Origin of the sequence: Pseudobacter sp. (assembly GCF_051955275.1) — a bacterium.
Lineage (GTDB): Bacteria > Bacteroidota > Bacteroidia > Chitinophagales > Chitinophagaceae > Pseudobacter.
This window is the reverse complement of sequence record NZ_JBQCGW010000030.1, coordinates 1-12,753: the sequence shown is the minus strand read 5'-3', so window position 1 is coordinate 12,753 and position 12,753 is coordinate 1. Positions and strand designations below refer to the sequence as shown.

Below are 12,753 nucleotides of genomic sequence, written 5' to 3'. Positions count from 1 at the left end.
AATGTGCTATTGTTTCCAAACTTTCAAAGATCTTAAAGGTTCAACTTCTATCCCCTTTTTTACCTACTCTTTCGAGCGGGGTGCAAAGGTAGTGAACCAAAGTATTTTCACCAAATATTTTTCAGTATTTTCTGAAGATTTTACCCCTCATCCCTACTGACCAATATTTGAAAGAACTCGCTGTTTTTGAATGGGTTGCAAAGGTAAGAGTAGCATTTCTTATCACCAAATCTTTCTGCTTTTTTCTACTCTTTTTTTTGTCGCTTCAACCACCACAATCTCTAAGAACTTACTGTTTTTCCGGCCTCTTTTCTTACGCTCAATGTCTTACTTTTTAACCGGGGTGCGAAGGTAGCAGAGTTTGTATTTCAAACCAAACTTTTATTAAGTTTTTGCTACTTTTTTTTCGCCGTATCTGATTAGTAAAGGGGAAAGAACTGTATCACTTTTGAAGCGGGGTGCGAAGGTAGAGCGTTTCCATTTTATCACCAAATCTTTCTTCTCTTTTTCCGCTCTTTTTTTTCTGTTGCTTCCTGTATCAAACTGCAAAGAACTGTCTCACTTTTTAACGGCTTTCTCTTCTCTCTTTTCTTTCTCTCTATCCGTTTTTCTCAAGCGGGGTGCAAAGATAAGGGTGTTTCGTTCCCCACCAAATCTATTTGCAATCTATTTTCTGTTAAAACACTCAAACCCACAACTGTAGCAAGTTTCAGCGCACACATTTTTTTATACCTTTTCAAAATAACCTTCCGGATATTCCACTTTTACTAACAGTAACCCATGTCCGGGAACTGAAAAATCCGCTCCCGTGCAATCCTTCGCTTCTATCACTCTCCTCAGATCATCTATCGTCATCTTCCCCCTCCCTACTCTCAACATCGTTCCCGTCAATCCCCTCACCATCCCACGCAAAAACCGGTTGGCCTTTACACGGTATACCAGACAATCATCCCTCCTCTCCCACTCACTATATATTATCTTACAATTGAAGGTCTTTACCTGCGTATTCCTCTTGGAGAAACTCGTGAAGTCCGTATACTCCTTTATCACCGATGCAGCCTCCTGCAATACCCCCTCATCTACCGTATAAGGAAAGAAATAAGCCCTGTCCGCGATAAAAGGATCCTTCATCTTATATATAGTATACTCATACTCCCTCGCAATGGCATCAAAACGGCAATGCGCATCATCCCTCATCTTCCTTATACTATTTATAGCTATATCCCCCGGCAATATCGCGTTGAGATTGTACATCGCCCGGTCCGGAACAGCAAAATCACCGTCGAACTGAAAGAAGTTCTGCCTTGCATGCACCCCTGAATCTGTCCGGGAAGATCCCGAAAGCGCTACCGGCTGCCTGAAATAGACCGCCAGTGCCTTTTCCACCTCCGATTGTATCGTCAGCACATTGTCCTGCACCTGAAAGCCCGCATAACGCGCGCCTTTGTAGCTCACTTCAATGAAGTATCGGGCCATTTGATTGGATATAATATATGATTACCGGAATTCAACTCCTCAGTCTTTCATCCTGACGAGCGTTTTAAAGCGGGCAATGTACGCATCTTCACTCAATAAAGAGAGGAGAGAACGGAACTCGGCCGTATCCGCAGTATAGGCATAACATTGTTCGAAGAACTTAAACCGCCCTTCATCATTGGGGAACAATTCAGAAAGCGCCCTGATCTGGCGGGTATATATGCATTTGTTCCTGAAGAGCTTCTTTGTAGCCGCTACCTTACTTTCAATACTGGGCTCATCCAGGATCTTTACACGCAGCTTATCTATATCATTGTCAGTAGCGAAATTGGTACAGTCGGAGTTGATGAGCACCAGTTTCTTCTTATCAGCCGCCGTTGAATCCCTGGATTCCACTGCCGCAGTTGCTACCGGCGATTCAGCCACCACCTTTGGAGTATCCACCACTGCAGGGGCAGCCATTTGAGGAGTATCCACCACCACAGGTTTATTCTCTGTGACCGGCTGCTGCGTGGCCATATTCTTTATAGTATCCGGATCCAGGTCAATCACCACGGAAATGGTATCGATGCCGGAGGCTGAACTATCCGCATAAATGAGGGTCCTGCCTTTACCATTCACATAATCCTGGAGCCTGGTAACTGATGGTTTGGGAGCCGTGTATACCAGGATGGGAGCAGCACTGCCCGCCCCCTCTTCTTTTGGAGCAACCACTACCGCCAATGCCGTATCCACAGTGACAGCCAGGGTATCCTTAGGCTTATCGACCGCCGCCATATTAATGGTCCGGGCCGTATCCGTAATTATAAATGCAGTATCAGCCGGAGGCGTATGATCAGCCATTGCTATTGCTGAATCTGTTATGATCATCGAAGAATCAACCGTTTTTGAGCCTACCGGTTCCGCTTTCGCATATACTACCTGCTTAGCCGGCAGTTCTTTCACCTGGGCCAGGTACAGTACAGCCGTATCATTTACCACGGCTGCCATCAGGTTGGTAAAGGCATCATCCTTCTTTTTATCTCCGTACCAGTTGGTCTCCCCCTGTTTGCCGGTTAACGGTCCCATCTTTTCTCCGGAGGCCCAGTTGAGCAGGTACCATCCCTGGCCATCACCCTGCTTCAAAGTATACCCGAGGTCCTTCCGGTTGAAACTGATCAGGAAGCTCTGTTCCGGGAATTTACTGCGGGGAAAACCTACCATAACCTGGTAAGAGCTGTCGCCCAGCGAAGGCACCACCACATTTCCCACTGCGGAGGAACTCCAGGTCCTATTGGCCACCCGCACATAAAAAGGCTGGCGGTCTTCCGACTGGATAGCCAGGAAATAGCGTTCCTGGGCTGAGATTTCTGCAGCTGAGAAGAGACAAACAACTATGGCTAATACGATTCGCATCATAATGCGGTAAGGATTGCTTATAAGCAAATCTACTTATTTGCAATTACCCTGCCGCCACTTGTACAATTTTTTGGTAATATTAAGGGGCGACCATTCTATCTTTACGCCACTTTAAATTTTCATCATGAAGAAATTCCTCATTGGAGTATTAGCCCTGACCACCGCGCAGCAACTGGCAGCGCAGGATCACGGGCCGGAAGCACAGGACACTTCCTGGAAGAAAGAGTATCGTGGAAGCTATACCATTATCAATGACCTCGTTCACACCAAAGTGGATGCAAAGTTCGACTACAAGAAGTCTTACATGTACGGGAAAGTGTGGATCACACTCAAACCCCATTTCTATCCCACAGACTCCCTCACCCTGGATGCCAAGGGAATGGACATCAACAAAGTAGCGCTCGTAAAAGGCACAGCCACCACTCCGCTCAAATTTGAGTATGATGGCTGGAATATCAGGATCAACCTCGGCAAGACCTACAAGGCCAGCGAAACCTATACCATCTTTATAGATTATACCGCCAAGCCCAATGAAGTGAAAGTACAGGGCAGCGCAGCTATCACAGATGCCAAAGGCCTTTACTTCATCAATCCTACCGGTGAGGAAAAAGACAAACCAACACAGATCTGGACGCAGGGTGAAACCGAAGCCACTTCCGTTTGGTGCCCTACCATCGATAAGCCGAATATGAAGACCACACAGGAAACCATCATGACGGTTCCTGCCAAATATGTGACCCTCTCCAACGGTAAGCTGGTCTCTTCCAAAAAGAATGCAGACGGCACCCGTACCGATTCCTGGAAAATGGACCTGCCACATGCCCCTTACCTGTTCTTCATGGGTGTGGGTGATTATGCCGTGATCAAGGATACCTGGAAAGGAAAAGAAGTGAACTATTATGTAGAACATGAATATGCACCCGTTGCCAGGAAGATCTTCGGCCATACTCCCGAAATGATGACCTTCTTCTCCAAAATCACGGGTATCGACTATCCATGGGCGAAATATTCCCAGATGACTGCCCGTGATTATGTGAGCGGAGCGATGGAAAACACCACTGCCACCCTTCACCAGGAAAGCGCTCAGCAGGATGCCCGCGAACTGATCGATGGAAACGGCTGGGAAAGCACCATCGCGCACGAGCTGTTCCACCACTGGTTTGGCGACTATGTTACAGCTGAAAGCTGGAGCAACCTCACTGTGAACGAATCATTCGCCAATTACAGCGAAACCCTCTGGGATGAATACAAATACGGTAAAGACGCCGGCGATGCCCAGAACTACAACGATATGGCAGGTTACCTGCAGAGCGGAAGCGAGAAGAAAGACCTGGTTCGTTTCCACTACCCCGACAAGGAATCCATGTTTGATGCTGTCAGCTATAATAAAGGTGGCCGTATCCTGCACATGCTCCGCAATTATGTAGGGAACGATGCCTTCAACAAAGCCCTGAACGTTTATCTCACCGAAAACAAATTCCAGGCAGCTGAAGCGCATAACCTGCGTCTTGCGTTTGAAAAAGTGACCGGACAGGACCTCAACTGGTTCTTCAATCAGTGGTATTTCGGTGACGGACATCCGCTGCTGGATATCGACTATGTGTACAACGAGAACGCTAAAACCGTTCAGGTGATCATCAAACAAACACAGAAATCAGGTAAGGTCTTTATCCTGCCTATTGCTATCGATGTGTACAACGGCGCTAAGAAAGAACGTTACAATGTTTGGGTAAAGAACCAGGCTGATACTTTCTCTTTCAAATACAATAGCAGGCCGGAGCTGGTGAATGTTGACGGAGACAAGATCCTGCTGGCTGTGAAGAAAGACAATAAAACGCTGGACAACTATATCCACCAGTACAAATATGCAGGTCTGTATCTCGACCGCCGCGAGGCCATCGAATTTGCCCTGAAGAACCAGACCAATTCCAAAGCACAGGAACTGCTGAAACAAGCGATGAAAGACCCATATCATGGTCTGCGCATCATGACGGTTTCAAGACTGGACATGACCAACAGCACTATCAAAGCTGCTGCTGAATCCATCCTTTCCGACCTGGCTAAAAACGATCCAAAGTCAACCGTACGTGCAGCCGCTATAGGCATGCTCGGCAACTACGACAATGCAGCATACAATGCCATCTACAGTAAAGGCATCAATGATTCTTCTTACAGCGTGGCCGGTGCTTCACTGGAAAACCTGCTGAAGAAAGATAAGGCTGCCGCCATCGCTGCTGCTAAAAAGATTGCAGGCACCGGTAAACTGAAAGGCAATATGACCGAGTCTGTGATCAAAGTACTGGCACAATCAGGAGATGAAAGCTCTTTTGATGTGATTGCCTCTACATTTGATGAGATGCCGCTGTCAAACGCCAAGTTCAACCTGATGGCTCCTTTTGCCGACTACCTCGGTTCTGTAAGCAATACTGCCAACTTCAAGAAAGGTGTTGACATTGCGCTCAAATTCAGGGAAGTGCTGAAGCCTTACGGTTATGATGCCGTAGTGAACAACTTCCTCAGCAACGCAACGCTGAAAAAGAAAGAAGCAGCGCTCGCCGCCGCTTCAGACAAGAAAGCATTGCAGGAGCAGATCGATTATCTGAAAGGAAAACTGGGAGATAAGAAAGGATTTTAATTCTTCATTCCGGTTATAAATAATGAGGCGGGCCCGTGATGGGCCCGCCTCTTCTTATTATATATTATATGCTATTATTACCAGCTGCCGCTAGCGCCGCCACCTGAACTGGATCCTCCCCCAAAGGTGGTGGATCCGGACGAACTGTTGCTACCACCACCGGCACTCCAACTTCCCAGGTAAGTTCCTGAACTGGTAGCAGTGCTGTTATAATTTCGCCGGTTGTTTGCCCGGTATTGATAAAACATGGCTGCGTTGGCAGGGTGCTTATGAAAAAGGTTAGAGAAGAACCATCCTGCCGGAAATCCTCCCAAAAACTGTCCACCTTCTGACTGTACAGGCTTGTAGCCATTACTACCAAACACACCACCATCATTTTTATTGCTGAATATTCTTCTGGTGGCCCATACGATTACTATCAAAAGGAATATTAACAGCACCCATTCCAATCTGATCGCCGGCCAGTTCCATCCCTTTGAAGAATTATATGTTTCTGCAGTATAATGTACGGGAGGAGTTTTTGAATTATTAAGTTCTCCTTTGAGAATTCCTGCCTGGTCATTTGTTCCGGCGTTGTTGCCAGGAAACACACTTACAGCAAGCTTCATCAGTGAAGTGGTAGCTGTATCGAGCCCATCAAAATATCTGGCTTCTTTAAATGCCGGAACAATATCTTCCTGGATGATCCGCGCTGCTGTTTCATTGGTAATGGCGCTTTCCAGGCCGCGTCCTACTTCAATTCTCACTTTTCGTTCCTGCATTACCGCCAGAATCAGCAGGCCGTTGTTCTTATCCCGCTGTCCGATGCCCCAGTTGTTGAAAAGGGTGGTGGCTGTTTCTTCCAGTTTACGGCCTTTCAGTTCATTGATCAGAACAACAGCTATCTGTGTAGATGTTTTACGATCAAAGGAGTCCAGTTTCTTTTCCAGCTTTTGCCGTTCTTCCTGTGAGAGTGTGGCCACGTAATCATTCACCAGCCGGCTGGGCTTGTTATAAATGATCTGGTCCAGGTCCTGGGCGAATGCCGGCAATATGCAGAGCATTATCAGCAGGAAGGAAAGGGTTCTTTTCATATATCGGTTTAAAAATGTAAGGTAGGGCATAAAAAAAGCGGGAGCAATGTCCCGCTTTGAAATATTTTACCAGCTGCCGCTTGCGCCGCCACCGCCGCTGCTTCCTCCGCCGAAGCCTCCGAAGCCGCCGCCTCCGCCGGACCAGCCACCTCCTCCACCGCCACCTGACCAGCCGCCACCGCCGCCGGGCCAGAAGATGGTAGGACCAACACCGCGATATCCCCTGCGGCTCATGAAGCCACCACCACCACCGCCGATGCCACCGAAGATGATCACCAGGATAATGATAACGATGATCCCAAGGATATTTCCTCCATTGTTCTTCTTACCGCGTTTGTTGTAATCCTTCGGAGCCTTGTATTCGCCGGCTGCCGCCTTGATCAGCGATGCTGATGCCGCAGTCAGTCCTTTGTAATAATCGCTGCTACGGAAATTGGGGCCGATATCGTTGCGGATGATCTGGTTGGCTGTAATATCGGGGATTGCGCCTTCGAGGCCATATCCCACTTCTATCCGTATCTGACGGTCATCAATAGCCGCTAATATCAGGATGCCGTTATTCGTTTTCTTGTTGCCGATCCCCCAGGCCCTGAAGATCTTCAGGGCGGTTTCCTCGATCGGATGGGTGCCCAGTGTTTTCACCAGTACTACCGCGATCTGGTTGGAAGTGGAATCGTCGTAGGCAACCAGTAACCTTTCCAGGTTCTGTTTTTCATCAGCCGACAGAACGCCCGCATAATCATTCACCAGCTTGTCAGGTCTGGTGTTGATGATACTATTGATATCCTGGGCCCAGCCGCTGGCTATGATCAACAGAAAGGAAAGTAAAAAAAGAAGTCTCTTCATCAGATTGCTGGTTTACCTGCCGAAAACGATATCATCCGGCAATTCGTTTTTGTCGTTGTCCCTGTCGTACGGGAAGTGTGTATGCAGTGCCTCACCCACATCTGACACCACCTGAACCACTGCATCCGCAATATGGTTGTCTTTGAAATGCCTGCGCATGGCCTGCACTTCATTGTTCCAGAACACATCTCCCACTTTACGGTGGATACCACCATCAGCCAGGATGGCAAACTGATGATCTTTGATGGCCAGATAAACAAGAACTGCATTGTGGTCTTTGGTCTCGTTCATTTTCAGACCGAGGAAGATCTCAGCAGCCCTGTCGAGCGGATCCACATAACGGCAGCGGCTTTCCACGAATACACGTACTTCACCACTGGTCCTGCGTTCCGCTTCCTTGATGGCATCGGTGATCTGCTGTTGTTCTCCTGGTGAGAAGAAAACAGGCTTGCGGAAAAAAGGGAAAATTGCCATGGAGTGAATTCAGGGTTATTAGAATTTTACTTCAGGCGCTCTTTCTGCACCGGGATCAGCTTTGAATGGTTCTTTCACTTTGAACCCGAAGAGACCTGCGAACAGATTATTAGGGAAAGTACGAACCTTGCTATTATAACCCTGAACGGCTGTATTAAAATCGTTACGTGAAACTTTAATGCGGTTTTCAGTTCCTTCCAGTTGTTTCTGAAGGTCCATGAAGTTCTGATTCGCTTTAAGGTCAGGATATCTTTCTACAGTCACCAGTAAACGGCTTAGTGCGCTGCTCACTTCACCCTGTGCCTGCTGGAATTTCTCCAGGTTCTCAGGAGTGAGGTTGTCTGCATTCACCTGAACAGAAGTGGCTTTAGCTCTTGCTTCGATCACTTTGGTAAGCGTTTCCTGTTCGAAGTTGGCATATCCCTTCACAGTATTCACCAGGTTGGGGATCAGATCTGCACGGCGTTGATAATCACTCTGAACATTCGCCCATTTATTCTTTACATCTTCATCCAGCTTTACCATGCTGTTGTAGCCGCATCCGGCACAACCACCAACAAGAACAAGAAGGCCAAGTATTACAATGAGAGCAAGACTAGAGGTTTTCATTTTGTATGCTATTTGATTACGTATTAAAAATAACACTTTTGCTTCAGGATGCAATAAAATTTGACTTGTTCCGGCTATCCTTCGGCTCCATACCGTGTCACCAAACGGCTGCGGCACAGTTTTCGTATCCATTAGTGTATCACCCATCAATATTATTACAATGAAACCAACCTTTTTGATCTTCACACTATTCATGCTGGTCATGACTGGCTGCAAGCGCGACAATGACAATCCTCCCGCCCCGGTTGGATTGGCAGACAAAGTGTTGACCAGTAATCTTACATTGCCCTGGGAGATACTTTGGGGCCCGGATAACCAGATCTGGGTTACCGAACGCGGTGGCCGCATCAGCCGCGTGAATCCTTCCACCGGCGCCATCACATCATTGCATACTATCGGTGATATTGCCGCAAAAGGCGAAGGCGGCTTACTGGGTATGGCACTCCATCCTGATTTCAATTCCACCCCGCAGGTATTTGTTGCTTACAATTATAATGATGGCGGTAATTACCGGGAGAAGATCGTGCGATACAATTACAGTAATGGCGCACTGAGCGGTGGCACCACTATCCTGGAGAATATCCGCGGATCGAATAACCATAACGGTTGCAGGCTCGCCTTCGGCCCCGACAAGAAATTGTACATCACCACCGGTGACGCCGAGGACCTGGCCCTTCCGCAGAATGCGGGTTCGCTCAATGGCAAGGTACTTCGGATAGAAACAGATGGCAGTATTCCTGCAGACAATCCAACCAGCGGCAGTGCTGTATGGAGCATGGGACATCGCAATGCCCAGGGACTGGTATGGCATAATAATATCCTGTACAGTTCAGAGCATGGTCCCAATAATGATGATGAAGTGAATATCATTCAGAAAGGACGTAATTACGGATGGCCTACCGTTCACGGCTTCTGCAACCTCGCGAATGAACAGACATTCTGCACGGCCAATAATGTAGTGGAACCTTTACAGGCCTGGACACCTACCATTGCAGTGTGCGGGCTTGATTACTACAATAGTGATCGTATTCCGCAATGGAAAAATTCATTGCTGATGGCTACGCTGAAAGGTAGCACGCTATATCAGCTGGAGCTTAGTGCGGCAGGAACAGCCATAAATAATACGCATACTTTTATTGCCAATAAGTATGGAAGATTGAGGGATGTTTGTATTTCACCGGAGGGCAAAGTGTATGTGTGCACAAGTAATGGAAGCAATGATAAGATTGTGGAGATAGATAAGACGGAGAGTGAATAATAGCGTATTCCCAATCGCTCGCGGGGACGCGAGCGACTGGACACAGCGGAATAAAAAAGTGCAGTCTTGACAGGGACTGCACTTTTTGTTTTATATGGAAAGATGTTTAGGCTTTTACTGCAGCGATACCGGGCAGTTCCTTTCCTTCGAAGTATTCGAGCATGGCGCCGCCGCCAGTGGATACATAACTTACTTTATCTGCGAAGCCGAACTGGTTCACCGCTGCAACGGAGTCGCCGCCACCAACGAGGGAGAAGGCGCCGGACTGTGTTGCTTCAGCAACAGCGATCGCGATGGTTTTTGTACCGTGCTGGAATTTTTCCATTTCAAAAACGCCCATCGGTCCGTTCCAGAGAATCGTTTTGGAGCGTTTGATCACATTCGTGAATTGTTCGCAGGCGTTAGGGCCGATATCCAGTCCCATCCAGCCGTCGGGGATATTATTGCTGGGAGCGCCGGAGGTTTCCGCGTTAGCATCAAACTTATCAGCGATGGTTGAATCAGAAGGCAGGTGAATGCAAACTCCTTTTGCTTCTGCTTTTTTAAGCAGGTCAACAGCCATCTGAAGGCGATCGTCTTCACAGAGTGAATTACCGATCTTACCGCCCTGAGCCTTCTCGAAAGTATAGGCCATACCGCCGCCGATGATGATATCGGTAGCACGGTCGAGCAGGTTTTCGATGATCAGGATCTTATCGCTCACTTTGGCGCCGCCGATGATAGCGGTAAATGGTTTTTGTGCTGCGTGCAGTACTTTTTCTGCGCTGGCCACTTCGCCTTCCATGAGGAGACCGAACATTCTTTTGTCTTTGGGGAAGAATTGTGCAATCACTGCTGTGGAAGCGTGTGCACGGTGTGCGGTGCCGAAGGCATCGTTCACATAGATATCGCCGAGTGCTGCGAGTTTTTTAGCAAAGCCTTCGTCGCCCTTTTCTTCTTCTTTATAAAAGCGGAGGTTTTCCAGGAGCAGTACTTCGCCTGGCTTCAGCATGCCGGCGGTCATTACAGCCTGTTCACCGATGCAATCGTTGGCAAACAATACGGTAGTGCCTCCGAGGAGGCCGGATAAATGTTTTACCAGGTGCTTCAGTGAGTACTTATCAGAAGGACCATCTTTCGGTCTGCCGAGATGGCTCATGAGGATCACGCTGCCACCGTCTTTCAGGATCTTCTGGATGGTGGGTACTGCTGCTGTCATGCGGGTATCGTCAGTGATCTGAAATTCTGCATTGAGGGGAACGTTGAAGTCTACGCGCACCAATGCTTTAAGTCCTTTGAAGTTGAATTGGCTGAAAGTTGACATATTTTCTTTTTTAGCTAAGAAAAGGAACCACAACAAGTGCGGATGCATGCAAATGATGTACCCTGCCTGTTGTGGTTCAGAATATCTTAGAAACGGGGAAATTATTTGCTGATCAGGCCAGCGAAATATTTCACTGTACGAACGAGCTGGCTAACGTAGCTCATTTCATTATCGTACCAGCTCACTACGCGAACGAGTTGGGTATCGCCAACAGTCTGAACACGTGTTTGTGTGGCATCGAACAGAGAGCCGTAGCTGATACCGATGATGTCGCTGCTAACGATTTCGTCTTCAGTGTAACCGAAGCTTTCGTTAGAAGCTGCTTTCATAGCGGCGTTCAGTTCGTCTACGGTAGTTTTCTTACCGAGAACGGCTGTAACTTCTGTGAGAGATCCTGTGAGAACGGGAACGCGTTGTGCGGAACCGTCGAGTTTTCCTTTCAGGTTAGGCAGAACCAGGCCGATGGCTTTGGCTGCACCAGTGCTGTTTGGAACGATGTTCTGAGCGGCAGCGCGTGCGCGGCGCAGGTCACCTTTGGGGTGCGGAGCATCCTGTGTGTTCTGATCATTCGTGTAGGCATGGATGGTAGTCATCAGGCCGTTCACGATACCGAATTGTTTGTCGAGTACATCAGCCATTGGCGCCAGGCAGTTGGTAGTGCAGGAAGCGCAGCTGATAATGGTTTCAGAACCGTCGAGAATATTGTGGTTAACGTTGAATACAATCGTTTTCAGGTCTCCGGTAGCGGGAGCAGAGATCACAACTTTTTTAGCGCCGGCAGTGATGTGAGCGGCAGCTTTATCTTTATCAGTGAAGAAGCCTGTGCACTCCAGTACAACGTCAACACCGTGCTGACCCCAGGGGATATCGGCAGGGTTCTTTTGTGCATAGATCTTTACTTCATCACCATTCACGATAATGGAGTTCTCAGTGGATGTAACTTCTGCGTCGAAACGGCCCTGAGCGCTGTCGTACTTCAGGAGGTGAGCCAATACTTTGGGACTGGTGAGGTCATTGATGGCAACAACGTCGATCCCTTCCATTTTGTAGATTTGGCGATAAACCAAACGGCCGATACGGCCAAAACCATTGATCGCCACTTTAACAGTACTCATTGTGAGGTGAATTTTTAATGGTGAAAAAATGCGGAGCGAAGTTAAAGATTTGCAGGCAATTACATGGAGATTTTGAGGAAATGCAGTGCGAATAAGCCTTCGCAAGATTTTGAAATGATTTGAAACACCTGTGGTTGAAAATTTTCTACATTTCTTCAATTTTTATTTGGCTGGAACTCAGTGTCCCCCTATCTTTGCACTCCCTTACAACGCCGCGTTCGTCTAAGGGTTAGGACACCACCCTTTCACGGTGGTGATACGGGTTCGAATCCCGTACGCGGTACTCGGAAAGTCGCTCCCAGAGCGGCTTTTTTGCTGTTACTAAAACAAGTGAGCCAACAGGTGAGCCAAACGGCGGACCTGCTCATAAGTTTTTATATTCTGAATTCAAGGATCACATGGCGACACTGCTTCCATATACTTCACCAGAATTGTACGATGCCGAAGGTGATATCACCAAAAAGTGGTACGTGCAATATTATTACACAAATCCTGAGACAGGGGAAAGGAAGCGATTCAAACCCACCTTTGATATCAACAGGCAGAAAAAGCTCTCTGATCGTAGG

At 47.8% G+C, this 12,753-nt stretch carries 10 protein-coding genes and 1 tRNA gene; 3 read left to right on the top strand and 8 right to left on the bottom strand.

All coding sequences use genetic code 11. The features are described 5' to 3' along the window. Nucleotides 1-726: 726 nt before the first annotated feature. The gene (gene truA / locus ACTHMC_RS03240; RefSeq protein WP_440410773.1) at nt 727-1,476 is read right to left on the bottom strand and encodes a tRNA pseudouridine(38-40) synthase TruA; all 750 of its coding nucleotides are present in this window, start codon (nt 1,474-1,476) and stop codon (nt 727-729) included. A gap of 39 nt (nt 1,477-1,515) precedes the next feature. Continuing rightward, complete coding sequence (locus tag ACTHMC_RS03235) at nt 1,516-2,874, bottom strand: hypothetical protein (RefSeq protein WP_440410771.1); 1,359 nt, start codon at nt 2,872-2,874, stop codon at nt 1,516-1,518. Nucleotides 2,875-2,998: 124 nt separating this feature from the next. Here ACTHMC_RS03235 and ACTHMC_RS03230 point away from each other — a divergent pair, with 124 nt between their 5' ends. Beyond that, nucleotides 2,999-5,509 (top strand): M1 family metallopeptidase, encoded by a 2,511-nt coding sequence (locus ACTHMC_RS03230; protein ID WP_440410770.1) that lies wholly within the window; start codon nt 2,999-3,001, stop codon nt 5,507-5,509. 77 nt (nt 5,510-5,586) lie between these two features. Here ACTHMC_RS03230 and ACTHMC_RS03225 read toward each other — a convergent pair whose 3' ends face one another. The 4 genes from ACTHMC_RS03225 to ACTHMC_RS03210 form a co-directional block, all read right to left on the bottom strand. Next, entirely contained in the window at nt 5,587-6,582 is a 996-nt protein-coding gene (locus ACTHMC_RS03225) for a TPM domain-containing protein (protein WP_440410768.1), read from the bottom strand. A 66-nt stretch (nt 6,583-6,648) separates the two neighbouring features. Further along, nucleotides 6,649-7,428 carry a TPM domain-containing protein gene (locus ACTHMC_RS03220; RefSeq protein WP_440410767.1) on the bottom strand — a complete coding sequence of 260 codons (780 nt, stop codon included), beginning with the start codon at nt 7,426-7,428 and terminating at the stop codon, nt 6,649-6,651. Between the two features lie 12 nt (nt 7,429-7,440). Further along, the gene (locus ACTHMC_RS03215; protein ID WP_440410766.1) at nt 7,441-7,902 is read right to left on the bottom strand and encodes a TPM domain-containing protein; all 462 of its coding nucleotides are present in this window, start codon (nt 7,900-7,902) and stop codon (nt 7,441-7,443) included. 18 nt (nt 7,903-7,920) lie between these two features. Then, complete coding sequence (locus ACTHMC_RS03210; protein WP_440410764.1) at nt 7,921-8,511, bottom strand: LemA family protein; 591 nt, start codon at nt 8,509-8,511, stop codon at nt 7,921-7,923. A 160-nt stretch (nt 8,512-8,671) separates the two neighbouring features. Between ACTHMC_RS03210 and ACTHMC_RS03205 the strand changes: the two genes are divergently transcribed. Continuing rightward, the gene (locus ACTHMC_RS03205; protein ID WP_440410763.1) at nt 8,672-9,769 is read left to right on the top strand and encodes a PQQ-dependent sugar dehydrogenase; all 1,098 of its coding nucleotides are present in this window, start codon (nt 8,672-8,674) and stop codon (nt 9,767-9,769) included. Nucleotides 9,770-9,875: 106 nt separating this feature from the next. On the opposite strand, the gene ACTHMC_RS03200 is transcribed toward ACTHMC_RS03205, so the two are convergent. Further along, nucleotides 9,876-11,072, bottom strand: coding sequence for a phosphoglycerate kinase (locus tag ACTHMC_RS03200; protein WP_440410761.1), 1,197 nt, complete (start codon nt 11,070-11,072; stop codon nt 9,876-9,878). A gap of 101 nt (nt 11,073-11,173) precedes the next feature. Further along, complete coding sequence (gene gap / locus ACTHMC_RS03195) at nt 11,174-12,187, bottom strand: type I glyceraldehyde-3-phosphate dehydrogenase (RefSeq protein ID WP_440410760.1); 1,014 nt, start codon at nt 12,185-12,187, stop codon at nt 11,174-11,176. A 211-nt stretch (nt 12,188-12,398) separates the two neighbouring features. Between gap and ACTHMC_RS03190 the strand changes: the two genes are divergently transcribed. Next, nucleotides 12,399-12,470 (top strand) — tRNA-Glu (locus ACTHMC_RS03190). Nucleotides 12,471-12,753 lie beyond the last annotated feature (283 nt).

Bases quoted from the DNA above. Each gene is read 5' to 3' on its own strand.
- truA (WP_440410773.1), bottom strand. From the start codon at position 1,476: ATGGCCCGATACTTCATTGAAGTGAGCTACAAAGGCGCGCGTTATGCG.
- ACTHMC_RS03235 (WP_440410771.1), bottom strand. From the start codon at position 2,874: ATGATGCGAATCGTATTAGCCATAGTTGTTTGTCTCTTCTCAGCTGCA.
- ACTHMC_RS03230 (WP_440410770.1), top strand. From the start codon at position 2,999: ATGAAGAAATTCCTCATTGGAGTATTAGCCCTGACCACCGCGCAGCAA.
- ACTHMC_RS03225 (WP_440410768.1), bottom strand. From the start codon at position 6,582: ATGAAAAGAACCCTTTCCTTCCTGCTGATAATGCTCTGCATATTGCCG.
- ACTHMC_RS03220 (WP_440410767.1), bottom strand. From the start codon at position 7,428: ATGAAGAGACTTCTTTTTTTACTTTCCTTTCTGTTGATCATAGCCAGC.
- ACTHMC_RS03215 (WP_440410766.1), bottom strand. From the start codon at position 7,902: ATGGCAATTTTCCCTTTTTTCCGCAAGCCTGTTTTCTTCTCACCAGGA.
- ACTHMC_RS03210 (WP_440410764.1), bottom strand. From the start codon at position 8,511: ATGAAAACCTCTAGTCTTGCTCTCATTGTAATACTTGGCCTTCTTGTT.
- ACTHMC_RS03205 (WP_440410763.1), top strand. From the start codon at position 8,672: ATGAAACCAACCTTTTTGATCTTCACACTATTCATGCTGGTCATGACT.
- ACTHMC_RS03200 (WP_440410761.1), bottom strand. From the start codon at position 11,072: ATGTCAACTTTCAGCCAATTCAACTTCAAAGGACTTAAAGCATTGGTG.
- gap (WP_440410760.1), bottom strand. From the start codon at position 12,187: ATGAGTACTGTTAAAGTGGCGATCAATGGTTTTGGCCGTATCGGCCGT.